The 25,031-nt window shown below is 64.4% G+C and carries 19 protein-coding genes; 5 read left to right on the forward strand and 14 right to left on the reverse strand.

Annotated elements, in window-relative coordinates; all coding sequences use genetic code 11:
• Positions 1-57 precede the first annotated feature (57 nt).
• The 4 genes from HX851_RS25225 to HX851_RS25240 all read right to left on the reverse strand — a co-directional run bounded on the left by HX851_RS25225 (position 58) and on the right by HX851_RS25240 (position 4,172).
• The gene (locus tag HX851_RS25225; RefSeq protein WP_177065491.1) at positions 58-1,041 is read right to left on the reverse strand and encodes a phosphoribosyltransferase; all 984 of its coding nucleotides are present in this window, start codon (positions 1,039-1,041) and stop codon (positions 58-60) included.
• A gap of 60 nt (positions 1,042-1,101) precedes the next feature.
• Entirely contained in the window at positions 1,102-1,638 is a 537-nt protein-coding gene (locus HX851_RS25230) for a GNAT family N-acetyltransferase (protein ID WP_177065493.1), read from the reverse strand.
• A 109-nt stretch (positions 1,639-1,747) separates the two neighbouring features.
• A complete protein-coding gene (gene mmsB, locus HX851_RS25235) occupies positions 1,748-2,635 on the reverse strand; it encodes a 3-hydroxyisobutyrate dehydrogenase (RefSeq protein WP_177065495.1) in 888 nt (295 codons plus the stop codon).
• Between the two features lie 13 nt (positions 2,636-2,648).
• Entirely contained in the window at positions 2,649-4,172 is a 1,524-nt protein-coding gene (locus HX851_RS25240; RefSeq protein ID WP_177059471.1) for a CoA-acylating methylmalonate-semialdehyde dehydrogenase, read from the reverse strand.
• A 145-nt stretch (positions 4,173-4,317) separates the two neighbouring features.
• Here HX851_RS25240 and HX851_RS25245 point away from each other — a divergent pair, with 145 nt between their 5' ends.
• Complete coding sequence (locus tag HX851_RS25245; protein WP_017126687.1) at positions 4,318-5,265, forward strand: LysR family transcriptional regulator; 948 nt, start codon at positions 4,318-4,320, stop codon at positions 5,263-5,265.
• Positions 5,266-5,287: 22 nt separating this feature from the next.
• On the opposite strand, the gene HX851_RS25250 is transcribed toward HX851_RS25245, so the two are convergent.
• The 7 genes from HX851_RS25250 to yfiR form a co-directional block, all read right to left on the reverse strand.
• Entirely contained in the window at positions 5,288-5,539 is a 252-nt protein-coding gene (locus tag HX851_RS25250) for a BrnA antitoxin family protein (protein ID WP_177065497.1), read from the reverse strand.
• The gene (locus tag HX851_RS25255; RefSeq protein WP_369680903.1) at positions 5,517-5,774 is read right to left on the reverse strand and encodes a BrnT family toxin; all 258 of its coding nucleotides are present in this window, start codon (positions 5,772-5,774) and stop codon (positions 5,517-5,519) included. Before HX851_RS25255 ends, HX851_RS25250 begins: the two co-directional genes overlap by 23 nt.
• Positions 5,775-6,203: 429 nt before the next feature.
• The gene (locus HX851_RS25260) at positions 6,204-6,488 is read right to left on the reverse strand and encodes a hypothetical protein (protein ID WP_017126684.1); all 285 of its coding nucleotides are present in this window, start codon (positions 6,486-6,488) and stop codon (positions 6,204-6,206) included.
• A 515-nt stretch (positions 6,489-7,003) separates the two neighbouring features.
• Positions 7,004-8,125 (reverse strand): GNAT family N-acetyltransferase, encoded by a 1,122-nt coding sequence (locus tag HX851_RS25265; protein WP_177059477.1) that lies wholly within the window; start codon positions 8,123-8,125, stop codon positions 7,004-7,006.
• Positions 8,126-8,250: 125 nt separating this feature from the next.
• Positions 8,251-8,754, reverse strand: coding sequence for an outer membrane lipoprotein YfiB (gene yfiB / locus HX851_RS25270; RefSeq protein ID WP_177059479.1), 504 nt, complete (start codon positions 8,752-8,754; stop codon positions 8,251-8,253).
• A 4-nt stretch (positions 8,755-8,758) separates the two neighbouring features.
• Entirely contained in the window at positions 8,759-10,030 is a 1,272-nt protein-coding gene (gene dgcN / locus HX851_RS25275; RefSeq protein WP_177059489.1) for a diguanylate cyclase DgcN/YfiN, read from the reverse strand.
• The gene (gene yfiR / locus HX851_RS25280; protein WP_177059492.1) at positions 10,027-10,602 is read right to left on the reverse strand and encodes a regulatory sequestration protein YfiR; all 576 of its coding nucleotides are present in this window, start codon (positions 10,600-10,602) and stop codon (positions 10,027-10,029) included. The genes dgcN and yfiR overlap by 4 nt, the downstream gene beginning before the upstream one ends.
• A 321-nt stretch (positions 10,603-10,923) precedes the next feature.
• Between yfiR and HX851_RS25285 the strand changes: the two genes are divergently transcribed.
• The 4 genes from HX851_RS25285 (at position 10,924) to HX851_RS25300 (ending at position 15,489) form a co-directional block, all read left to right on the forward strand.
• A complete protein-coding gene (locus tag HX851_RS25285; protein ID WP_177065499.1) occupies positions 10,924-11,775 on the forward strand; it encodes a sugar phosphate isomerase/epimerase family protein in 852 nt (283 codons plus the stop codon).
• Between the two features lie 12 nt (positions 11,776-11,787).
• Positions 11,788-12,846, forward strand: coding sequence for an isopenicillin N synthase family dioxygenase (locus HX851_RS25290; RefSeq protein WP_177059496.1), 1,059 nt, complete (start codon positions 11,788-11,790; stop codon positions 12,844-12,846).
• A 37-nt stretch (positions 12,847-12,883) separates the two neighbouring features.
• Positions 12,884-13,672, forward strand: coding sequence for an ABC transporter substrate-binding protein (locus HX851_RS25295; protein WP_177065501.1), 789 nt, complete (start codon positions 12,884-12,886; stop codon positions 13,670-13,672).
• 275 nt (positions 13,673-13,947) lie between these two features.
• Positions 13,948-15,489 (forward strand): amino acid ABC transporter permease/ATP-binding protein, encoded by a 1,542-nt coding sequence (locus HX851_RS25300; protein WP_177059500.1) that lies wholly within the window; start codon positions 13,948-13,950, stop codon positions 15,487-15,489.
• A 123-nt stretch (positions 15,490-15,612) separates the two neighbouring features.
• On the opposite strand, the gene recD is transcribed toward HX851_RS25300, so the two are convergent.
• From recD to recC, 3 genes are read right to left on the reverse strand one after another with little or no spacing between them, the layout of a single operon-like run.
• Positions 15,613-17,700, reverse strand: coding sequence for an exodeoxyribonuclease V subunit alpha (gene recD, locus HX851_RS25305; RefSeq protein WP_177065503.1), 2,088 nt, complete (start codon positions 17,698-17,700; stop codon positions 15,613-15,615).
• Complete coding sequence (gene recB, locus HX851_RS25310; protein WP_177065505.1) at positions 17,697-21,392, reverse strand: exodeoxyribonuclease V subunit beta; 3,696 nt, start codon at positions 21,390-21,392, stop codon at positions 17,697-17,699. Before recB ends, recD begins: the two co-directional genes overlap by 4 nt.
• Positions 21,389-24,850, reverse strand: a complete 3,462-nt coding sequence (recC, locus tag HX851_RS25315; RefSeq protein ID WP_177065507.1) for an exodeoxyribonuclease V subunit gamma — start codon at positions 24,848-24,850, stop codon at positions 21,389-21,391. Before recC ends, recB begins: the two co-directional genes overlap by 4 nt.
• Positions 24,851-25,031: the final 181 nt, after the last annotated feature.

Raw genomic sequence — 25,031 nt, forward strand, 5'->3', positions numbered from 1 at the left:
CGAAACTGATTCTGGGCGGTAATTCTACTCGTCATTGCCCGCCGGGGCGCCTTTCTCTCACGCCCGTTGTGCGCCTTCCTGCCACTTTGGGGCGTGGCTCCATTCATGGGCACCGATCAACCGCCCCCGGCGCACCAGGGCATCCCACCAGATCACCCGCAACAGCGGCAGGCGCGTCGAGATCAGGATCGCCTGCTGCGCATCGCTTTCGACAAAATGCGTGCAGCCCTGCTGCAAGGCCGCCGTGGCCTTGTGGGTAGCCACCTGTTCCGGGCTGTCGTCGTAGGTGGAAATATCGCGCATCAGCAGGGTGATCCCGGCGTAACCGTGCAGGTCGAGCCAATGCTGGGTACGCTCGCGGTCCATCTCCGGACGCCCGGTGACGATCGCCCTGACCCGTGGCAAGGCCAGCCAGGCCGGGCGTTCGAAGGGTTCCAGGCGGTCGCGCTCACGCAAGGCCTGACCCAGGTCGGCGGCATAACGCTGCGGGGCGATATCGGGCAGCAGGATGCCGTCGAGGTCGATGCCGTAGGTTTCGTATTCATGGTCTTCGCCCACCCGGCCGGTCAGGCCGCCGCCGGTGGCCTGCCAACGGGCGCGGTATTCGGTGGTGTGGGAATGGCGCTCCCAGGGGAACAGCAGGAACGCGCCCCGGCCATCGATGCTGTAGTCGGGGCGGATACGGCTGAGATCGTCGAAGCCGGCTGTCATGGTTTTCAGGGTCAAACCATGGCCTTGCAGGAACGCGATACAGTCGGCGAGGGTATGCCCGGCACCGGCGATGTCCTCGCACAACAGCACCTTGCTGCCCGGCGCGGGCAGCGGCAGCGACGAGTCCCAGGTCACGGTGCGACTGGCGCGCTCATAGCGCAGGAAGGCCGGCGCCAACCCGGTGGTATGCGACACCATCAGCGCCAGCGGCGCCCCGCCGCGCAGAATGCCGATCACGCAGGCAAAGGCCTCGTCCACCAGGCGGGAACGCAGCGATGCGACCCAATGATCCAGTTGTTCATAGGAGAACGGCAGTACGGGCTTATCCATGAGCGGGGTCACATCGAGTCTCGGGGCAGGTCGAGGCCGCTGCCTGACGGCACGGCACATTCAGACGTCCGCAGTGTGCGGCACCGTCTTGTAGAGCGTCTCCAGGGCCAGTCTAGACACTTTCGGCACACCGACTCCGGCGTCCAGCGGAAAATCCTGCAGCTTGCCGCTGCGGACATAACCGCGTCGAACATAGAAGTTGATCAGTTCCACACGCCCCGACAGCACGCTCATCACCAGGCGCGAGGCCTTGAGCTGCTCGATGGCATAGGCCTCGGCCGCGCCCAGCATCATCTTGCCGATACCGCTGTTCTGCTGCCCCGGCAATACAGCGAGGGTACCGATATAGGCGTCGTCGCCCTGCTGCTGGACCTCGACACAGGCGGTGAGCACATCGTCGATTTCCATCACCAGCAGGACCACGCCCTGGGTGGCGAGGGATTCATGCAGTTGCCCGGCGTTGATACGCGGCCCGTCGAGGATGGCGCCCTCATGGGTCCAGCCGGTGAGGTCGGCGGCAGGGCGATACGCAGCATTGATCAAGTGGACCAGGGTGTCGACATCCTGATCGGCGGCCAAGCGGAAGTGATAGTGCATGACGTGCTCTTTATGTCGGGTGTTGAGCAGTTAACGTTTGAACGCGGCGTTTATTCCATACACGGAAAAAACCGGGGGCCCGCCCGACGCGAGCCCCCGGAAAAACCCCTTATTCGGGTTTGCGATAGCTGTTGATGATCGCCGAGAAGTCCTTGCCGCCTTCACCGCGCAGGCTCATGGCCTGGTACAGCTGTTGCGCCACGGCCCCGAGCACCACCGGCTGGTGGGCCTGGCGGGCGGCCTCGGTGGCAAGCCCCAGGTCCTTGAGCATCAGCTCGGCACCGAAACCACCGGTATAACCCCGGGAAGCCGGCGCTGTCTCGATGATCCCCGGCCACGGGTTGTAGGTGTCGGAACTCCAGCAGCGCCCGGTGGAGCTGTTGATCACGCCGGCCAGCACCTGGGTGTCGATCCCCAGCGCCGCACCGAGGGCCATGGCTTCGCTGACGCCGACCATGGAAATACCCAGCAGCAGATTGTTGCAGATCTTGGCGATCTGCCCGGTACCGACTTCGCCGCAATGGACGATATTACGGCCCATCTGCGCCAGCACCGGCTGCAGGGTGGCGAACAGTTCAGCGGAGGCGCCGACCATGAAGGTCAGGGTCCCGGCCGCGGCACCGCCGGTACCGCCGGACACTGGCGCATCGGCCATGGCCACGCCCTGTTTCGCGGCGGCGGCGGCGACATCCTTGGCGGTCTGCGGGTCGATGGTGCTGCAATCCACCGCCGGTACGCCACTGGCGATCCCGGCCAGGACACCGTCCTCGCCCAGCCACACACTGCGCACATGGGCAGCGGCCGGCAGCATGGTGATCACCAGTTCGCAGCCCTGGGCCGCGGCTTTCGGCGATGCGCTGATCGTCCCGCCGAGGGCCGCCAGCTCTTCCAGCACGGTCTTGTTCAGGTCGAACAGTTTCAGGCTGTGCCCGGCCTTGATCAGGTTGCGTGCCATCGGCGCGCCCATGTTGCCCAGTCCGATAAATGCGATCTTCATGGCCCGTTCCTCCTCAGCGCAGGTTGATGGTGGTGTTCACACCGTGGTTGACGCTGTCATCGTCGAACCAGCGACTGGTGACGGTCTTGGTCTGAGTGTAGAACTGCACCACCTGCTTGCCGTAAGGGCCGAGGTCGCCGAGCTTGGAACCGCGCGAACCGGTGAAGCTGAAGAACGGTACCGGCACCGGGATCGGGATATTGATGCCCACCTGGCCGATGTCGATTTCGCTCTGGAACTTGCGCGCCGACGCGCCGCTCTGGGTGAACAGGCCGGTGCCGTTGCCGAAAGGGTTGGCGTTGACCAGGGCAATCGCCTCGTCGAGGGTGTCGACCTCCAGCACCACCAGCACCGGGCCGAAGATTTCCTGGGTGTAGATCTGCATGTCGGTGCTCACCCCGGAGAACAGGGTCGGGCCGACGAAGTTGCCGTGCTCGAAGCCCGGCACCTGGATGTCGCGACCGTCCAGTTCGAGCCTGGCGCCTTCCTTGATACCGCTTTCGATCAGGCCCAGCACACGCTCCTTGGCCCGTTTGGAAATCAGCGGGCCGACATCGGTGCCCGGCTCGCTGCCGGCATTGACCTTGAGTTTCTGCGCCAGGGCCTTGAGGTCCGGCAGCCATTGCTTGGCCGCGCCCACCAGCACCACCACCGAGGTGGCCATGCAGCGTTGCCCGGCCGCGCCGAAGCCGGCGCCGACCAGGGCGTTGAGGGTCTGTTCTCGGTTGGCATCGGGCAGCACCACCGCATGGTTCTTCGCGCCCATCATCGACTGCACGCGCTTGCCGTGACGACCGGCGAGGTCATAGACATGGGTGCCGACCGCGGTCGAACCGACAAAGGACACCGCCTTGATGTCCTTGTGGGTGCACAGCGCATCCACCACTTCCTTGCCGCCGTGCACCACGTTGAGCACGCCCGGCGGTACCCCGGCTTCCAGCGCCAGCTCCACCAGCAGCAGCGTCGACAGCGGGTCCTGCTCGGACGGCTTGAGCACGAAGGTGTTGCCGCAGGCGATTGCCATGGGGAACATCCACAGCGGAATCATCGCCGGGAAGTTGAACGGGGTGATCCCGGCGCAGACACCGATGGGCTGGCGCAGGGTGTAGGTGTCGACACCGCCGGCGACGTTTTCGGCGAACTCGCCCATTTGCAGGGTGCCGATGGAACAGGCGTGCTCCACCACTTCCAGGCCACGGAAGATATCGCCCTCGGCGTCGGCGATGGTCTTGCCCTGCTCGGCGCTGAGGACCACGGCGATGCGCTTGGAATGTTCGCGGATCAGCGCCTGCAACTTGAGCATGATGCGCATGCGGGCGCCGATCGGGGTCAGTTTCCAGGTCTGGAAGGCGCGCTGTGCGGCGGCGATGGCGGCGTCGACTTCATCGGCGGTGGCGAACGGGACCTTGGCCAGGACTTCCTGGGTAGCCGGATTGACGATGTCATGCCATTCACTGGTCTTGGATTCGACCCACTCGCCGTCGATCAGCAACCTGGCGGTCTTGAGGGTGGCGTCGGACTTGAGAGAAACGTTCATGGAAGTCTCCTGAATTATTGTAGGGGCGAATCCTGGGCGACGTGTCCGGGGCGGGCGAGGCAGCGCCCGAGCATGGTGACTGGACTGTTTTTGGAGTATAGATGTGCATTCTTCTAATAAGAACGCACATAAAAACCGGACCAACATGCAAAAAAACATCACGTCTTTAGGTTCATTGAACTGGGACGACCTGAAGTTTTTCCTTGAGGTCGCTCGTACCCGCAAGGCCAGCAGCGCGGCCAAGCGCCTGGCGGTGGACTACACCACGGTGTCGCGGCGCATCAGTTCGCTGGAAGCGGCGCTGGGCACCTTGTTGTTCGAGAAATCGCGGACCAACGGCTTTGTCCTGACCGCCGAAGGCCAGCGCCTGCTGGGTTATGCCGAGTCCATCGAAAGCACCCTGCACATGGCCTGCGAGCAGGTTTCCGGGTCTGGGGTGGCGCTTTCGGGGCATGTGCGCATGGGCTGCACGGAAGGCTTCGGCAGCTTCTTCATCACCCCGCAGTTGAGTCATTTCGTCGAGGCCTACCCGGCGATCTCCGTGGATATCCTGCCGTTGCCGCACTTCATCAGCCTGTCCAAGCGCGAAGCGGATATCGTCATCGCCCTGGAGCGCCCGGAGCACGGGCCTTATGTCTGCTGCAAGCTGTGCGATTACCGCCTGCAGCTGTACGCGACCCGCGAATACCTCGACCAGCACCCGGCGATCCGCCGTGCCAGCGACCTGGGCCGGCATCGGTTTGTCAGTTATGTCGACGACCTTGCCTTCAGCAACGAGCTGCTGTACCTGGCGAACGTCCTGCCCAGCGCCACCGCCAATCTGCGCAGCACCAGCGTGATAGCCCAGTTCGTCGCCGCGCAGCAGGGCCGCGCGCTGGCGATCCTGCCGTGCTTCCTCGCGGCCCAGGACCCGAACCTGCTGCCCGTGCTGCCCGATGAGGTGAACATCACCCGGCAGTTCTGGATGTACTGCCGGGAGGACTTGCGCAAGTTGAAGCGGATTACCCTGCTGTGGGATTACATCCGCGAAGTGACGGAGCGCAACCAGGCGCTGTTGATGGGGGAGACGCGGAGCATGGTGTTTCACGATTGAGGGCGAGTGTGGGGCGCTAGCCCTATCGGCTCTGATGAGCCTGCATATATTGGCGCAGTAGCTGGTTGATACGCGTCTGGTAGCCGGTACCTTGGCCCTTGAACCACTCCAGCACATCAGCGTCCAGACGGATGGTGACCGCCCGCTTCACCGGCACACGCAATTCGGCGCGGCGGAAGAAGTCTTCGCCCAGTTCGGGAATTTCGCTGGTATCGATTTCCTGGTCGCTCAGCTTGTCCAGGCGCCTCCAGTCAGTTTTCGATTCTTTCGGCATAGTATTTGGCCTCCTGCTTGGTAGCTTTTCGGGCAGAGATAATACGGATCGCATCGCCCCGCCGTTCGGTATAGACGACCACGCCAAGCAATATCTTGATCCATCCAATGCTGATCCAGCGCTCCTCACCGTAATCCGTTCGATCATCGCGCAAGGCCAGCATTGGATGCTGGAAAATATCCGGCACGTCGTTGAAGTCAATGCCGTGCTTACGGATGTTGGCCTGGTTCTTGATCTCGTCCTATTCAAAATGCATGGGACATCCTGTATTTACTTTTGTACATACACTATAGTCCGTTTGATGATGTGTGTGTAGCCCTTGGCAGTTCGCTGGTGCAGAACCACCGCAGCGGGATTTATTCAGCCCCGTCGATAACCACTGGACATCAAAAAAATAAATGCGCGGTGTTTCCACGAAACAGCGCAATGGCGATCCACAAACGCTCACGAATATCGTTAAACCCAAGGAATTCTGGAGGCCGGATACCGACAACACGCATTGAGGCCTGGCGCTCAGCAAGGCCGGGCGCGGCTCCTTGTAGGAGCGGGGCTTGTCGGGGCGCAGCATCGCCGCGAAGGGGCCCTTGAGATCGCTAAAAGCTTCGCGGGCAAGCCCGGCTCCTACAAGTCAGGTGGCGTTTTCAGCGTTTTGGGGTGTACCCAATCAGGCCCGCAACGCGTCGGGCTGGGGATCGGGGATCCGCCGCTGCAACGCATCCAGGGCGTCACAACCGTCCTGCAACAGCAGATAGGCCGCGCCGGCGAAGTGATAGAGGTCACGGTCACAGGTATTGCCGATGCTCATGCAGGTCAGGCTGTGGCTCAGGTCGCGAGCCGCCTTGATGCGTTGTACGGCCAGCTCGTAGAGATCGCGCACCGGGGCGTCGAGGTTGAGGTAGAGCACGGGGACTTGGGTGAGATTGCTTTGTAGCGGGCGGAAATTGGTCATGGTGTAACTCCGTAATAGTTATGGAGTCACCAACATCTGCGGCTAAACAAACGAAGGTGGCAGCTGTACGCGGGTTAGCCGACCGGGACTATTACGAAACCCGGCACACCCGAGGGTGTCCCACGCACAGCCGCCATGACAAAAAGCCAGACAGCAAAAAGCGCCAGTATCATAGGGCGCTTCTGCGTTTCGTAATAGTTTCAGTCGGCTAAGACCGGTCACCGATTCGTCGATGACTGCCGAACTATAGTCCAGCGATCTGCCGCATAGCTGCCACTTTTACACCCTGAAACAGGTGCCATTACGGTGACGGCTGATCGTTCCCAGGCGCAGCAAAGGAATGCCTCACGGGACGCGCTGCGTCCGCTCTTGTGACGCAGAGCGTCACGGGCTGCATTCCCACGCGGAGCGTGGGAACGATCGTGACTAACCTGGTAGGAGCTGGCTTGCCAGCGATGACGATGCCAGCCACGCCGCCGCTTTCGCGGGCAAGCCCGCTCCCACAGGTCGCGGTGCTATTCAGCTTCAGCCATCTGCCGCAGGTCCGGGTCGAGGTTCTGCCAGTTGATGCCCTTGGCCACCGCGCCGAACACGCGGTGCAGCAGCGGATTACGGTGCCGGCAGTAGCAGTCCAGCGGTACCAACTGGTGGCCGACCTCGCGTTTGGCGCTGTAGCCGGTCTGGCCGCTTTCCAGGCGGGTGGCGCCGACGCTGCAGGCCCACTTCACCGCCTGTTCCCACAGCTGGAAGTAAAGGTGCGACTGCATGCCCACGGCATAGTCGATGCCGATGAATTTGTTGATGGCCTTGTCGCCCACCAGGAAGCACAACATGAACGCTACCAGCTTGCCGCTGTGCGCATCGGTCATCAGGATGAAGTGGGACTGGGGCTTGGCGGCGATCTGGCGAAAGAACTCGATATTCAAACGCTCGAACTTGGTCTTGCCCTTTTCATAGGTCTGCTGGAACAGCGCGAACACCGTGTCCAGGGTCTGCTCGTCCGGCTGCTGCAGCACGCGCACCTCATGGGCGCCGTGGGACAGGCCGTCCTTGAGTTTCTTTTTCAGGCGATAACGGTGGCGGCTCTTGAGCCCCTTGAGGTAGCCCTCGAAACCGCCCGCCGCCAGTTCCACCGCCGTGCCGGGAAAGCTGACCATGGGAAACAGCCGGCGGGCCTGGCTGAGGGCTTCGAGCGCCGGCTTCTCGGCCTCGCCAAAATCTTTCCAGACCGTCATCGCGACCTTTTTCTCCCGGCCACGACGGGTCAGCGCATCTTGCAGCGGCAACAGGATATCGCCAAGCGAATAACCGGGCATCACGCCGACGGCGCCTTCGTCCGAACAGGGCGAACCGACGAACAGGGTGCGCTGATAACGCAACGCCGGGATCACCCGCATCAACCGGGCGATCAGCGGCGGCACCACCAGTTCCATCGGTACGTCCATGATAAAGGTCGGCGCCAGGCCGATGGGCTGGCCGTCGCGCTCGACCAGCGCGTAGGCGAATTCGAACTGGTCATCGAGGCCACTGGCCTCCAGCGCTTCGTACCACCAGCGCCCTTCCACATGGTTGAAACAGGTGTCCCATAACACGGACGGGATCAAGGCTGCCCGACTGACCCATTGAACAGTTGCCATTCAAACTTCCTCTCAGTCGACGCCCCTGCCTGGCAGGGCCATCACTTATACCCGCATGGGGACAGCTCGAGAAAGAGCGGCGTATGTTATTTCATAATGTGTCTGGATTGTCGGGCGCAGGATACTCAGTCGGCGATCACCACGATCGACACCCGGCGGTTCTCCGTACGACCGGCGACCGTATCGTTGGGAGCCACCGGCTCGCGGCTGCCGAGCCCGCGGATCTCGATGTTTTCCTTCTTCATGCCGGTCTGCTCCAGCACCGTCGCCACGCTGTTGGCGCGCCGCACCGAGAGTTGTTCGTTGTAGGCCTCCTTGCCCGACGCATCGGTGTGACCGTCGACCCGCACACGCTGGATATCCACACCGAGCAGCGCCTTGGCGATGCGCTCGACGATGTCATGGCTTTCCTTGTTCAGCACTTCCAGGTCACTGCCGAACAACACCTTGCCCGACAGGCCGAAGGCCCAGCCCTCGTCCGTCAACTCAAAACCCTGTTGCTTGAGCACGGCGATCTGCGCCGGGCTCAGGCCTTTTTGCGGGGCGGTCTGGCAGCCGGCCAGGGCCAGCAATGCCATGAACAGGACGACGCTGAAGAATCGCAGGGAACGCTGGGTCAAGGTGTACAAGGGTTCAACTCCTGATCTGAACAGAGGCTACGGAGTGCTCCGACTCCGCCGTGTGTTGACCGCCTCGGGAAAGGCGCTTGGCTTGGTACATCGCGGCATCGGCGGCGTTGAGCAAGGTGCCGGGCGTGACCCCATGATCGGGGTAGACGGCGATGCCGATACTGAGGGAGGTCACGACCTGGGCCTGACCGGGCACGGCAATCGGCATTTCCATGCTGGCGATGATCTTGTCGGCAATGCGCTCGGCGTCTTCGATCTTGTGCAGCGGCGTCAGCAGCACGGCGAATTCGTCACCGCCCAGGCGCGCCACCAGATCGTCCTCGCGCAGTTGTGCACGCACCCGCGTGGCCACGGCCACCAGCACCGCGTCGCCCGCCGCATGGCCGAAGTTGTCGTTGATTTCCTTGAAGCGGTCGCTGTCGAGAAACAGCACGCCGACCCGCTCGCCCTGCTTGGCGCCGTTGCGCAGCGCGCGCATCAGGCGGCCCTCGAAAAACGCCCGGTTGGGCAGGCCGGTCAGGCTGTCGTGGCTGGCCTGGTGGGCGAGGGATTCGTTTTCGTTCTGGATATGGGTCTGCCAGGCTTCCAGTTCGTCGAGCAAGGCATTGAAGTCGGTGCCGAGGTTATCCAGCTCGGCGATCTCCGCCGGCGGTACGCGGCGGTCGAAGGCCCGCTCGCTACGGGCCGCATGGGCCACTTCGGCCAGGCTGCGCAGCGGCCCGATGATGCCGCGCAACAGCCGACGGGCCAGGTACAGGCCCAGCCAGGCGGCCAGCACGCTGCAGACCAGGATCCCCGCCAGACCGCTGAGCAGGAAACGCAGCAGGCTGCCGCCATGGCCGGTCAGGCGGACGCTGCCGACCTCGCGGTCCTGGTGCAGGATCGGCAGATCGATGGGCTGTTCGAGCAGCGTGCGCGCCAATTGCATTTCCAGGTGCGAAAGCAGGCCGGTTTCCGGACGCTGCCAACGCGCCAGTAACTGGCCGTTGGCCGTGAACACCTGGGCATCGGCCACTTCCTCGGTCTCGGCGATCACCGCCAGGGCCTCATTGGCCGCGCTGCTGTCGTTGAACACCACCGCCGCTTCGACGGTGTAGCTGATGGAGCGGGCGATCAGGTGCAGGTTGTGGTCGGCATAGACCCGTAGCGCCAGCACGCCGAGAAAGGTCAGGGACACGCTGACCAGCCCGACCGCCGCCAGCGCGGCCATCAGGTGCCCACGCCCCAGTACCGAGCGCAGGCTGCGACGGCTTTCCGGCTTGTGCAGGCCGATCATGGCTGGACGGCCCGGCGGCGTGACAGTTGCAGGACGCTGGGGTGGATGCGCACACCGCTGCGGGCCACCGAGTCCAGGTTGACCTCGAACGACACCTGGTTGTCCGCCACGCGCAGGCAGAACAGGCTGCCGACGGTGCATTGATCGCCGCCTTCGCTGATGCTCAGCACGGCATGGCCGTTGAGGGCATTGAACAGGCGGCCGCGTTCGTCGCTGGTGAGCTTGCCGATATACACCGCGTCACAGGCGCTGGCGACGGCCGTGCTGTCGGCCAGCAGGCGCTGCACCAGCACCGGCCGACCGGTGGCCTGGGTCGTGCCCTTGACCAGGTCGTCGGTGTATTCGGTGGGACCGATGATGCACAAGCGCAGTTGTGGGGGCTCGACCGGCCAGCGTGCATAACTGAGGATGCCGAGCACCACCTGGGTGACGGCCTGGGCGCGCTGGTCGGCGGCGCCAGACGGGACGGCGTCCTGGGCAATACTCAAGTGCGTGAACAAACAGAGCACGGCGGACAGCCCGAGCTGCCTCCAGCCAAACCACCGTCCTGTCATCCAGACAGCCACGTTCATGCAGGGATTCTCTTGAAACTACGTAGGAATAATGCCGCAACGATAGCATATCGCTCGCTCGCCAGCGTCAAACCGGGGCAGTAGATAGCAGGCTAATAGTTCATGAATAGCTGAAGTAACGATTTGAGGTTTCCTATTCTTCTCCTCGCCCGTGGCTGCCTAAGATCGACCCCAGCGTGATTGAACCCTCCCCGCCCTGCGGTGAGACCGGCTCCACAGAGCGCCGGCTCGACGAAACCTTTTGCTACTGCCGTAACCGCCCGCCCTGGCCTTGTGCCGTGGCGTGCTTCGAGCAGCTCAAGGTTTGGTTGAGGTTCACCGATGAAACTGGAGATTTTCCGCACCCTCTGGGGCTATACCGCGAGCAAGGCCCAGGCCCTCGACGAGTTGCTGGGCGCCGGCTTCGACGGCATGGAGGCGCGCCTGCCGCTGCAGGCCCGGGAACGCGCCGAGTTCGCCGCCTTCCTGCGGGCCAATCGACTGGACTATATCAGCACGGTCTTCACCGCCTACGATGTGCTCCCCGAGCAATCCGCACCGCCCGCCGAACACCTGCGCGACCTCGAACAGAAACTCGCCTGGGCCGCCGAGCTGGAGCCGCGTTTCGTCAATGTGCTGGCCGGCAACGACCGCTGGCCCCTGGCGCAGCAGGTGGAGTTCTTCGGCGCCGCCATGGCCCTGGCTGGCCAGTCGGGGCTGACCTGCTGCTTCGAAACCCACCGCTCGCGCTCGCTGTTCAATCCCTGGCTGACCCTCGAACTGATCCGACAATTGCCCGACCTGCGCTTCACCAGCGATATCAGCCACTGGATCGTCACCTGCGAACGCCTGCTGGACGATCCCGCCGATGACCTGAGCCCGTTTGTCGAGCGTGTCCACCATATCCAGGCCCGGGTCGGCTACGACCAGGGCCCGCAGGTGCCACACCCCGGCGCCCCGGAGCATGCCCGCGAACTGGCCTTCCACCAGGCCCACTGGGAAAGCATCTGGCGTGCCCAGCAGGCCCGCGGCTATGCCGTCAGTACCCTGACCCCGGAGTTCGGCGCCGACGGCTACCTGCATCACCTGCCCTTCACCAATGTCCCGGTCGCCGACCTGTGGTCGCTGAACGTCTGGATGGCAAGGACCGAGCGCGAACACTTCGACCGCTTCAGCCAATCAACCCACCCGTGAGGTGTTTGCGTCATGCCTGAGAACAGCCATAACAGTCCGGCCCAAGCCAACTTCAAGAGCATTCCGGTGGTGAATATCGCCGGGCTGTTCAGCATCGAGCTGGAACATCGCCTGGCGGTCGCCGAGCAACTGGGCGCCGCCGCCAGCGAGGTCGGCTTCCTCTACATCACCGAGCACGGCATCGATCCGCGACTGATCGCCAACCTGCGCCAGGCGGCGAAGGACTACTTCGCCCAGCCGCTCGCAGCCAAGATGCAGCATTACATCGGCACGTCGCAGAGCCACAAGGGTTTCGTGCCCGAGGGCGAAGAGGTGTACGCCAAGGGCAAACCGGACCACAAGGAAGCCTTCGATATCGGTTTCGAAGTGCCAGCGGACGATCCGCTGGTATTGGCCGGCACGCCCCTGCTGGGTCCGAACGAGTGGCCGTTGCTGCCGGGATTCAAGGAGGCCGTGCAGGCCTACTATGCCGCCGTCTTCGCCCTCGGGCGCAAGCTGTTCGGCGGTTTCGCACTGGCCCTGGGACTGGAGGAAAACACCTTCGACAGCCTGGTCACCCGGCCGCCGTCGAAGCTGCGGCTGATCCACTACCCGTTCGACGATGCCGCCCAGGACGCTCCCGGCATCGGTGCCCACACCGACTACGAGTGCTTCACCATCCTGCTGGCCGACAAGCCCGGCCTGGAGGTGATGAACGACCTGGGCCAGTGGATCGACGCGCCGCCGCTTCCCGGCGCGTTCGTGGTGAACATCGGCGACATGCTCGAAGTGATGACCGCCGGTACCTTTGTCGCCACTGCTCACCGCGTGCGCACCGTGAGTGAGGAGCGCTATTCCTTCCCGCTGTTCTACGCCTGCGATTTCCACACCCTGATCCAGCCGCTGCCCAGCTTCGCCCGTGCCGGCCAGGAGTACGAACAGATCGCCATTGGCGAGCACATGTATGGCCAGGCCCTGCAGACCTACCAGTACCTGCGCAGACGCGTGGAGAACGGCGAGATCGCCCTGCCGGAAAAAGCCCGCAAGCCGTCGAGTTTCGGTCATCTGAAAAACCAGGCGCAGCCTTCCTGAACCTGCCGCTTACCTTCTCATCCTGGAGTTACCGCATATGCTCAAGCACTTCTCTCGCCTGACCCTGATCGCCACCGGCCTGCTCTGCGCCGGCAGCGCTTTCGCCGCGACCGCCACGCCCGGCCAGTTGAAAGTCGGCATGGAAATCACTTACCCGCCGTTCGAATCCTATGACGCCGAGAAGAACGTGGTCGGTTCCGATCCGGAGCTGTCCCATGCCCTGGCCAAGCACCTGGACAGCAAGGCGGAATTTATCGACACCAAGTTCCCGAGCCTGATCATGGGCCTCAATGCCGGGAAGTTCGACGCGATCATTTCCGGCATGTACATCACGCCCGAGCGCCAGACCCAGGCCATGACGATTGCCTATGCCAAGACCGGCGCGGCGATCATGGTGCCCAAGGACAGCGCGCTGAAACCGACCACCCCGGAAGACCTCTGCGGGCTGAAGGTCGGGCTGGAGCAAGGCACGACCTGGGTCGCGCAGTTCCAGAAGCTGTCCACCGATTACTGTGTGCCCAAGGGCAAGGGCGCGATCACGGTCAGTGAGTATCCGTCGGCGCCGGAAGTCACCCAGGCGCTGCTGTCGAGCAATATCCAGGCGCAGGTGGAGATCGCCGGCGCGGCGAAGATGATTGCCGAGCGGACCAAGGGCCGGGTGGTGGTGACCACCGAGCATCCGATCTACCAGCAGACCCTCGGGATCTTCGTGAAGAAGGGCAATGACGCGGTGTACCAGGCCTTGCTCAAGGCGTTCGAGGAAACGAAGAAGAGCGGCGAGTATGCGGCGATCCTGAGCAAATACAGCCTGGAGGCGGCGGAGTAACAACCGCCCTGATCGTTCCCGCGCGCGACAAGGGAATGCCTCGCCGGGCGCTCGCGTCGGCGCTTGTGACGCGGGGCGTCACGGGCTGCATGCCCACGCGGAGCGTGGGAACGATCGATTCGTACGCGCTCACTGTGGGAGCCGGCTTGCCGGCGATAGCGACCGGTCAGGCGATGCAAGGCTCGAGGGCCTCATCGCCGGCAAGCCGGCTCCTACAGGGATAGCGGATGCAAAGGATCCCCCGCAACCTGCGATACAGCCACACCGAGGTTCCCATGCAATTCGATTGGCCCTATTTCTTTTCGCTGTTCTCGATGCCGGCCTTCTGGCAGGCCTGTGTCACGGTGGTCGAGCTCAGCGCCCTGGCCTGGTTCATCGGCATGCTGCTGGGCTTTGTCCTGGCCTCGGCCAAGCTCTCGAGCGCGACGTGGTTGCGTCTGCCGGCAGCGGTGTATATCTGGTTTTTCCGCAGTATCCCGCTGCTGGTGCTGGTGGTGTTCGTCTACAACCTGCCACAGCTGTTTCCGTTCACCGGTCGTGTACTGTCGAACCCGTTTTATTCCGGGTTGTTCGCCCTGGTGGTCACCGAAGCGGCCTATATGGCCGAGATTCATCGCGGCGGGCTGATCTCGGTCGCCAAGGGTCAGAAGGAAGCCGGTCGCGCCCTGGGTGTCGGCCTGCTCGGGTTGCAACGGCTGATCGTGATTCCCCAGGCCTTCCGTATCTCGCTGCCGACGCTGATCAACGAATACATCACGGTGGTGAAGCTGACGTCGCTGATCTCGGTGATCTCCCTGACCGAGATCCTCACGGTCGGCCAGCGCCTCTACGCGCAGAACTTCCTGGTGATGGAAACCCTCGGCGCGGTGGCGGTGTACTACGTGCTGATCGTCAGTCTGTTCGGCTGGCTGTTGCAGCGCCTGGAGCAGCATCTCGACCTCAGCCAGCGCAAACCGCAGACCCTGGTCGACAGCGCCGCTGCCAGCCTGAGGGCGCGCTTGCCGCCGCTGACGACGACGGCCCGGACCAAGGCCGTCGCCGGTGCCGCGCCGGCGCTGCAACTGCAGAATATCCACAAGCGCTACGGCGACCATGAAGTGCTCAAGGGCATCGACCTGAACGTGGGCAGCGGCCAGGTGCTGTCGATCATCGGCCCGTCCGGCTCGGGCAAGACTTCGCTGATCCGTACCATCAACGGCCTGGAAAGCATCGACCAGGGCGAGATCGTACTGTTCGGCGAAAGCTTTATCAGCGCCGCCGACCACCCCAACAGTCCGCAGGTTCGCCGGGGTGTGCGACGCATCGGCATGGTGTTCCAGAACTTCAACCTGTTCCCGCACCGCAGCATTCTCGACAACATCACCCTGGCCCCGCGTTACCACGGCGCTGCCCGCGCGCCGAGCGAGCAGCGGGCCCTGGCGCTGCTAGACAAGGTCGGCCTGCTCGCCCATGCCCACAAATACCCGCATCAGTTGTCCGGCGGACAGCAGCAACGAGTGGCGATCGCCCGGGCGCTGGCGATGGAGCCGGAAGTGATGCTGTTCGACGAACCGACCTCGGCACTGGACCCGGAGTTGGTGGGCGATGTGCTGAAAGTGATTCGCGACCTGGCCGACGAAGGCATGACCATGCTGATCGTCACCCATGAGATGGATTTCGCGATGTCGATTTCCGACCGGGTGATCTTCATGGAGAACGGCGTGGTGCAACTGGATGCCAGCCCCTGGGCGATTCGTGAAGAGCATCGAGGCGAGCGAGTACGGCGGTTCATGGGGATAGAAGCAGCCGCGAAGGAGGTAGCGGCGCAGCTCAACTGAAGCGAACACGGTCCCCTGCAGGAGCTGGCTTGCCAGCGATGGCGATCGAATAGTCGCTGCAGAGCTTTCGGCCCCCATCGCCGGCAAGCCGGCTCCCACAATGCCCGAGCCGCCCCCGAACGGCTATCCCAACGCCAGCATCAACCCGCTCAACCGCTTGACCTTGCGCCGCACCGCCTCTTCGAACACGCCGCCGCGTGGCTCGATCAGGCTGAACCAATCCTTGGCCCGGGTGATCCCGGTGTAGATCAGTTCCTTGGTCAGCACCGGGTTCAGCACCTCCGGCAGGATCAGCGCGGTATGGGCGAATTCCGAGCCCTGGGACTTGTGCACGGTCATGGCGTAGACGGTTTCCACATCGTTCAAGCGGCTCGGCAGGACAAACCGCACCCCGCCCTGGCCATCGTTACGCGGAAACGCCACGCGCAGCACCTGCTCGCCCGCCGCCGGTCCGTCGCGTTCCGGCAGGCGCAGGGCGATGCCGATATCGCCGTTCATCAGGCCCAGGCCATAGTCATTGCGGGTCATCAGCACCGGCCGACCTTCGTACCAGTGCTGGTCGCTGTCGATCAGGCGGTTGGCGAACAGCGCCGCGGTAATGCGCTGGTTCAGCCCCTCGACACCCCAGGGGCCCTTGCGCACGGCACAAAGCAACTGGAACTCGTCGAAGGATTGCAACACGGCACGGGCCCAGTCCGACCAACCTGGATCGTCAAGATCGACGCCCGCCGCCGGGCGCTGGCTGCGCATCACCCCGAGGTAGTGCCGATAACCCTTGCGCTCGGTGCCCTGGCCGTCGAGCACCAGCTTGTCGAACTGGCGGTCCTGCTCGCCCTTGAGGGCCAGCGCGAACAGGTCGACATGACTGCCCGCCGCCAACAGGGCGCGGGCTTCATCCGCCGCCTGCTGGTTGACCAGCCGCGACAGTTGGCCGATACCGCTGCCTTCGCCAAAGCGCCGCGAGTGACGCAACATCACCACTTGCTGGGCCAGCGGATGGTCGTGATCGAGGTCTTCGCGCAAGCCGCTGGCGCTCAGGTCCTCACCGCTGACCGCTTGCAGCCAGCCGCGGGTCTGCGCGCTGTACCAGCCCTCTTCGGCGTCGCGACACAGGTCGCCGAGCACCGCGCCGGCTTCCACCGAGGCGAGCTGGTCCTTGTCACCCAGCAGCACCAGGCGCGCATGCATCGGCAGGGCATCCAGCAGATTGGCCATCATTTCCAGGTCGATCATCGAGGCTTCGTCCACCACCAGCACATCCAGCGGCAGGCGATTGCCGGCGTGATGGCGGAAGTGCCGGGTACCGGGACGACTACCGAGCAGACGGTGCACCGTGGTCACTTCGCTGGGGATCCGTGCCCGCACAGCCTCATCGATACGCAACGAGCGCACCTGGGCACTGATGGATTCGGTCAGGCGCGCGGCGGCCTTGCCGGTCGGTGCGGCGAGACGGATACGCAGTGGTTTCCCGGCCTCCACCGCCGGGGCCTGGAGCAAGGCCAGCAGGCGCACCACGGTGGTGGTCTTGCCGGTGCCGGGACCGCCGGTGACGATGCTGAAGGCGCCCCGGGTCGCCAGGGCGCAGGCCAGCTTCTGCCAGTCGATGCGCTCGCCGGCCCCTGCCGCGCCGAACAGTTCGGTCAGGCGCCGGGGCAGATCGTCGGGGCTGGCTTCGTGTTCGGCGAGGCGCTGGCGCAAGGCGTTGTCGATGCGTCGCTCATAACCCCAGTACCGTCGCAGGTACAGGCGCCGGCCACTCAGGACCAACGGCCGCTGCCCAGCCTCGATGCGGTGATCGTCGGCCAGCGCCACCAGCGAACTGGCCTGCAAGGCCCGGCACCAGGCGTCACCGTCCAGAGCCACCAGCAGTTGCGACGGCAGCAGCATCGCGCCGCTCTGCACATCGCCTTCCGGTGGCAGCGACAGGGCGAAGTCCGGCTCCTTGAGGGTTTCGAACAGGTCCAGGCAGACATGCCCGTGACCCAGTTGGTGGCTGGTCAGGGCCGCCGCCAGCAGCACCAGCGGATCGCCGCTCGGGTCGAGCTCATGGAGAAAGGCCACGAAGGCCTTGTCCAGTGCCCGCACCCAGCCCCGTTCGAGCCAGCGTTCGAGCAACAGCAGCAGGTCTTCGGCGCGACTCAGCGGCGCCAGTTCGGCCAGGCTGTCATCGTTCAGCGCAGTCGGCAGCAATTCGGCAAAGGAACGTTTCATAGCAGACTCCCCTGCTCCCAGACGGGCTCGGATTTCGGTACGGGCTTGCCCTGGAACAACAGGTCCAGATGTTCGATCAGAGCTCGTGGCGGTCGAGCGAAATAAGCACCCTGGCTCGGCGAACGGGTGCCGCGCAGAAACAGGTACAGAGCGCCGCCCATATGCCGGTCGTAGTCATAATCGAGCAGACGGACCTTGAGCTGGCGATGCAGGGCCAGCAGATAGAGCACGTATTGCAGGTCGTAGCGGTTCTCCAGGATAGAGGCGGCCATGGCCTGCTCGGTGTAGGCCGCATCGTCGGCGCCCAGCCAGTTGGACTTGTAGTCGGCCACGTAATAGCGGCCCTGGTGTTCGAAGGTCAGGTCGATAAAGCCCTTGAACATACCGTTGAGCAACACCGGCTCGGCCGCCGCCCGCGCCACGCCGCCGTGGGTGTGGCGACGCACCAGTTCGTCGACCTGGTGCACGTCGACCTTGTGGCTGGCGAACCAGAATTCCATCTCGACCTGATAGCTGTCCAGGTTGCCGAGGATCACCGGCGACTGGTCGCTGCCGAGACGCAACGGCACTTGCAGCAGGTGCGCGAGCCAGTCGCTGAGGGTCTCGATCCAGCCCTTCCAGCCCCGCAGGTTGCAGCGCGGCGCGACGGCTTTTTCGATCAGCGCGCGGTCGGCGGTGAAGCGCTCATCACCGGCCCATTCCAGCAGACCGTGGAGAAAGGTGCCGGGGTTCGGGCCACGGGGGAAACGATGGATATCCCCCCCGCTGGCGGCGACTTCGCGGGGCGCGTCCGGGTCCAGTCGCTCATCGTCGAAGAGCTTCTGCGCCTGGGGGCTTTCCGGTGCTTCGTCGCTGTCGCTGCTGAGCTGATCGCCGATCCGCAGGGCGCTGTAGGAGGCGATCCACCAGTGCTCGGCGGCACGACGCTTGGGCAGCAGCGGTTCGAGCAAGGTCGCCTGGTTACGCGGAGGCTGGAACAACGTCGTGGTGGGCGCGGGCAACTCTTCGCAGGCCAGGGTCGGGCAATCCTGTTGCAAGTCCTGTAGCCAGCGCGCCAGACCAGTGGACTCGCCCAGCATGGCGCCACCACCCAGCAGATAACCGAGGGCCGACAGGTGCAACACCGAACTGTTGTTGTTGCCGCGTTTCAAGTCGGCGACACCCAGCCAGCAGGCGTGCTGCGCCCGGGTCAGGGCCACGTAGAGCAAGCGCAGGTCCTCGGCCAGGCGCTCGTCGTCGGCCTGGGCGATCAGTTCGGCGGTGGGCTTGAGGCTGACCTGCGCGCGGCCTTCGCTGTCGTGGTAATGCAGCGGCAGGCGACTGCCGTCCACCGGCTTGACCGAACAGATAAAGGGCAGGAACACCAAGGGGTATTCCAGGCCCTTGGATTTGTGGATGGTCACCACCTTGACCAACTGCTCGTCGCTTTCCAGGCGCAGGATCTGTTCTTCGCCGGCCTGGCCGGACAGCGCCAGGTGTTCGCTCAGGTGACGGATCAGCGCCTGTTCGCCATCCAGTTCGCCGGCCGCCTGTTGCAGCAATTCGGACAGGTGCAACAGGTTGGTCAGCACCCGCTCGCCGTCGCTGCGAGCGATCAGTGCCTGGGGCAACTGGAAGTCATGGAGCAGGCGCCGCAGCATCGGCAGCACGCCCTGGGTGCGCCACAGCGTGCGGTAACCACGGAACTGCATGACCCGCGCTTCCCAGGCCAGTTCGTCCTGGTTCAGGCGCTCCAGCTCGGCCAGCGGCAGGTTCAAGGTGATACAGGCCAGGGCCGCCCGCAGCGGACGCTCGACATCCGGCTCGGCGCAGGCCTTGAGCCAGGCCAGCAGGTCGTGGGCCTCCTGGGCGGCGAACACCGAATCCTTGTCCGACAGATAGACACTGCGCACACCACGAGCGGCAAGCTGGCCACGCACCGCCTGGGCCTCCTTGCCGTCACGGACGAGGATGGCGATATCGGAAGGCAGCACGCCCTTGAGCTGGCCGTCACGGCTGAAGCCGACGCGGCCCCGTTGTCCGCCATTGAGCAGGCCGACGATTTCGCTGGCGCAGGTCGCTGCCAGGTGCTGGCGATAGACCGCGCCGGACAACGGCTGCTCCGAGGACAACTGCCAGAGATTCAGCGCCGCCGGCGCCTGCCCATCGATCTCGAACACTTCCTTGCGGCCCTGGGAGGCCACCGACAGGAACGGCACCGGGTTCTCCTCGCCGTCGCGGAACAGGAATGCACCGCGGCCCTGTTCACGCAGTTCGGCACGCGCGAAGACGTGGTTGACCGAGTCGACCATGGCATGGCTGGAACGGAAGTTGGTGCCCAGGGTATGCAGGCGGCCACTGGTGGCCTGGCGGGCGCGCAGATAGGTGTAGATATCGGCGCCACGGAAGGCGTAGATCGCCTGCTTGGGGTCGCCGATCAGGAACAGGCCGCCATCGGGATTGTTGTCTTCGATGCGGTAGATGCTTTCGAAGATGCGGTACTGCACCGGGTCGGTGTCCTGGAATTCGTCGATCAGGGCCACCGGGAACTGCTCGCGGATCAGGCTCGCCAGACGCTCGCCACCCTCGGCCTGCAAGGCCGCGTCAAGGCGCAGGAGCATGTCGTCGAAACCCATTTCGGCACGACGGCGCTTCTCCTCCTCGAAACGTGCACCGACCCAACGGGCGGCATGTTCCAGCACCGCCGCATCGGGTGTCGGCAAGGCATCGAGACTGGCTTTCAGCCCGGGCATCGCGTCGAGACCGGGGTGCCGCGGGGCTTCGCCCTTCCAGGCTTCGGCCAGGCCATCGGCGGTCAGGCGCGTGAAGCCGGTGCCGATATCCAGTTGTTCCTGGGTGTCGTCTGCGGCCCAGGCGCTGAGTTTGTCGAACCAGGGTTCGAAGTAGCGCGCCTGCATCTTGCGACCGTCGACGGTCTTGTTCGCCACGCCTTGCAGGCAGATATCCCGCAGTTCGGCGGCCCATTGCTTCCACGGTGCCTTGAGCTGCGCCAGGGCCTCGCGACGCTCCCGCAGGCACGCATCGATCAGCTCGGCGGGCTCGATATCGTCCTGTCGTTCGCCGGCGGATCTGTCGCTGCCGAACAGGGCCCGGACCCTGGGCAACAAGGCCGCCGGGCCGCCCCAATTGGCCCGCACCCAGTTCAGCGCGTCGCCCTGCATCTTGTAGCAGTAGAGCCGCCAGTAATCGCGCAGCACTTCGCCGAGCAGGTCGCTGTGGTCGGTTTCCAGGGTCTGGGTAAACAGGCTGCCGCTGTCGAAGGCATGTTCGCGCAGCATGCGCTGGCACCAGCCATGAATGGTCGACACGGCCGCTTCGTCCATCCATTGCGCGGCGATGTCCAGGCGGTTGGCGCAGGCGGGCCATTGTTCGCCGTTGTATTCGGCGCGTAATTGCGCGATCAGGTCGTCCGGTGCGTCCGTTTCGGCACGGAAGAAGCGCGCGGCCTCGGCCAGGCGCGTGCGGATGCGGTCGCGCAGTTCCTTGGTGGCGGCGTCGGTAAAGGTCACCACGAGGATCTGCGGTGGCAGCAGCTCACGGCCGAAACCGGCCGCTTCGCCGCCGTGGCCGAGCACCAGCCGCAGGTACAGCGCGGAGATGGTAAAGGTCTTGCCGGTGCCGGCACTGGCTTCGATCAGTTGGCTGCCGCGCAGGGGAAAGGCCAGGGCCAGCGGCGTCTTGATGTCGCTCATGGGCGTGTCTCCTCGGTCGCGAGGGAGCGCCAGGGCGCTTCGAGCAGCGGTCGATAGAGGGTGTCGCACCAGCCGCTGAATTCCTCGCTGGCGATCAGCGCGTCATAGTCGGCGAACTGCCGGGCCAGGGCGGCGCTTTCACGGCGCTCGCCCTCGCTGTTGATACCGTCGCCGTCATAGACCTTGCGTGCCGCCATGTCGGCCTTGAGCGGATCCGGCTGGGACAGCCAGGCGAAGGCAGTCTTCACCGCCACCGGCAGCGGCCGACGCATACCGGCCTGCCAGGCCAGCAGCAGGTCATCGAGAATGGCACGGGCCTGGGACGGTGCGAACGGCGGCAACAGCAGGGTGTCGTCACTGGCGACCAGCGCCGTGGTCATCGACAGGTCACAGGCACAGGCCACCAGATGCTCGACCCAGGGTTTGCTCAGGCGATGCCATTTGCGCGTCTTGAGCGAGCCGATGCTGTTGGGAATGGTGGTGACCGCGAGGTAGCCGCCATCGCCGCGCTGGTGCAAGCCGGCGAGCCAGCCTTCGAGACGCACGCCGCTGGCGTCGACGCTGACCGGCACGGCGCTGGTCACCGGGGTCGGCCACAGCGTCAGCAACTGCTGGTAGCGTTGCAGCAGGTCGGGCAACGGTTCGATCAGTTCGTGTTGCAGCAACTCGCCGAAGCCGGCCATGGGCAACAGGCCACTGCCTTGCAGGCGCCGGGCCTGCTGGCGCAGCGCTTCTTCGGGATTGTCCGCGTGCATCAGGGCCGCGCCCAGCAGGCTGTCGCTGAGGCTGTAGCGTTGCAGCGCATCGAGAACAAAGGGTTCTTCGTCGGCCAGCGGGGCTTCGGCCGCCTCGAAGAACACTTTCAGACGCTGGCTGAAAAAGTGCCGCACCGGGTTGCGCACGAAGTCCTGTAGTTGCGCCAGGGTCAGCGGTTCTTCCTGCTGGTAGGCCGCCAGCTCATCGATGGCCGGACTCGCCCCTTGCAGTTCGTGCAACTGCTGCCATTCCCGGGCATAGCTGAACAGGCCGCTGTCGCCTTCGTGGAAATAGCGGGCGCTGAATGGCTGCAGCGGGTGTTCCTGGGTCAGGGCGTGCAATAGATGTTCGCCATCCTCGTCGTCGGGCAGTCGCCAGCCTCCGGCGATATGGTCGCGCAGTTGGCCGATCAGCACCGAGGCCGGGCGCTCACTGTTATCGCGGATGCTGCGCCCGACCCAACTGATGTACAGCTGTTCCCGGGCCGAGAGCAGGGCTTCGAGCAGCAGGTAGCGGTCATCTTCGCGTCGCGAGCGATCGCCGGGACGGTAGTCGCTGCCCATCAGGTCGAAGTCCAGCGGTGGCTGGGCCCGCGGATAATCGCCGTCGTTCATGCCGAGCAGGCAGACCAGCTTGAAGGGGATCGCACGCATCGGCATCAGCGTGCAGAAGTTCACCGCACCGGCGAGGAAGCGCTGCGACAGGCGGCCCTGATCGAGACCGGCCAGCCAGGCTTCGCGTACCACGGTCAGCGGCAGCTCTTCCTGCAGGTCGACGGCTTCGCAGGTTTCCAGCCAGGTGGCGCGCAGTTGTTCGAGCTGGATCAGCAGGTAGTCGTCGTGCTCGGTGCTGGCCAGGAAAAACAACTGGGTCAGCGCTTGCAGGCGCTCGCCCCACTGTTGCGGGCGGGCCGGTTCGGAGAGTTCCTGGTGGGCGATTTCCAGGGCATCGAGCAGCGCGATCAACGGGCCGATCAAGGCGGCGTCGAGGCCGCCAATCTCGTCGTAGGGTTCGATGCCTTCGCAACCGTCGCCACTGCCGACCGCGTAGCCCAGCAGCATGCGTCGCGAGCCGAAACGCCAGCTGTTCTGTTCCAGTTCGCCGGGCAGGCCGAGACCGGCCCGTTGCTCGGCGTTCAGCCCCCAGCGAATGCCGGCGCCTTCGATCCAACGGTGCAGGGTCGGCAGGTCGCGCTCTTCGATATTGAATCGGGCGCGCAAGGCGGGAACGTCCAGCAGGTCGAGAATCTCGCTGACCGGGAAGCGGCTGTCGGGCAGTTTCAACAGGTGTTCGACGGCGATCAGCAGGGGATCGCGACCGCGCTGGCCCTGGTCGGCCAGGGTGAACGGGATAAAGCGTGGATCGTTGCGTTCGAGCTGGCCGAAGACTGCGCGGATATGTGGAGCGTAGCTGTCGATATCCGGAACCATGACAATCACGTCACGTGGGCGCAGTTCGGGATTGGCGCTGAAGCGGGCGAGCAACTGGTCGTGGAGAATTTCCACTTCGCGCTGGGCGCTGTGGGCGATCTCGAAGCGGATCGAGTGGTCCTGCCCGAGGTCGACGGCCGGCCAGCGTGCGCGGGTTTCGCCAAGGGGGCGCAGCTCGAGGATGTCGTCCTGCAACTGGTTCAGCAGGGTAGTGGGAAGGCTGTCGCTGAACAGGTCGATACGCCCGTCGCGAAAGGCTGCGCGGTAGCTGTTCGGGTCATCGTAGCTGTCGAGCAGGTTGATGTAGTCGCGCCCCTGCTTGCCCCAGGCGGCCAGCAGCGGGTGGGCGTGCTGGTGCAGGGTCTCGGGATCGAGGGCCAGCGGCATGCCGGCTTTGCGCGACTGGCGTTTGTATTCGTTACGCAGCAGGTCCTTGTCGGCGACGATATCGGTCCAGTGGTGGCGGCACGGGTTGTGTACGCAGAGCAGCACCTGGCTGAAACGTGCCAGGCCGGCGAGGGCTTCGAGGGCCTGGGCCGGCAATGAGGAAATACCGAAGACTATGACCCGTGAAGGCAGGCCCGGCGGTGCCGCGGTCAGGCCGTTGATGCGTTCGATAAAGCGCTGGTGCACACCCGCGCGGCTCTGGGCCATGCCTTCGGTGCCGACATCCAGCAGCAAGGCGCGCCAGAGTTCGGCCTGCCAGCAGTTGGCCGGGCTCAGTGGTTTGGCTTCACCGCGACCGCTGCGCAGTTGGTGGCGGCCGGAGGCCCAGTCTTCCAGCCAGTCGGCGCGGTAGACCTGGTACTGGTCGAACAGGTCGGCCAGGCGTTCGGCCAGTTGGTAGCGCTTGCGCAGGTCGCTGTCGTGGGTGAGGAAGCGTTGCAGGGGTTCGAAGTGCGGCTGATCGATCAGTTCCGGCAGCAGGCGCATCAGCCGCCAGGTCAGCGGCGCCTTGTCGAGCAGCGACTTGGCCGGGATTTCGTCACGGCCCAGGACCATGCGGTAGAGCTGCCACATGAAGGTGCCGGGCAGTTGCACATCGATGGCGGCGGCGATACCGCAGCCTCCCGAGTCGTCGTCCTCGGCATCTTCGGCCAGGGCCAGTTTCAGCCACTGGGCGATGCCATTGCTCTGGACCAGGGCGATTTCATTCTCCAGGGGCGCCAGGGGGTAACGCCGCATCACATTGATCACCAGGCTGCGCAGTTCCTCAGGGCTGTTGCTCTGGACAACCATGAAGGCAGGGTTGAGTGACGTCGCGTCCGGCATGCCGACTTCCTTGGAGAATTCAAAACGAAGGCAGGACTTTAGCACCTCTGGGGCAACCAATCCCCCTATCGGAATGCCTATCCCTGTGGGAGCCGGCTTGCCGGCGATACGATCGTTCCCACGCTCCGCGCACGATCGTTCCCACGCTCCGCGTGGGAACGCCTCTCTGGACGCTCTGCGT

Source organism: Pseudomonas gingeri (assembly GCF_013385635.1).
Lineage (GTDB): Bacteria > Pseudomonadota > Gammaproteobacteria > Pseudomonadales > Pseudomonadaceae > Aquipseudomonas > Aquipseudomonas gingeri_A.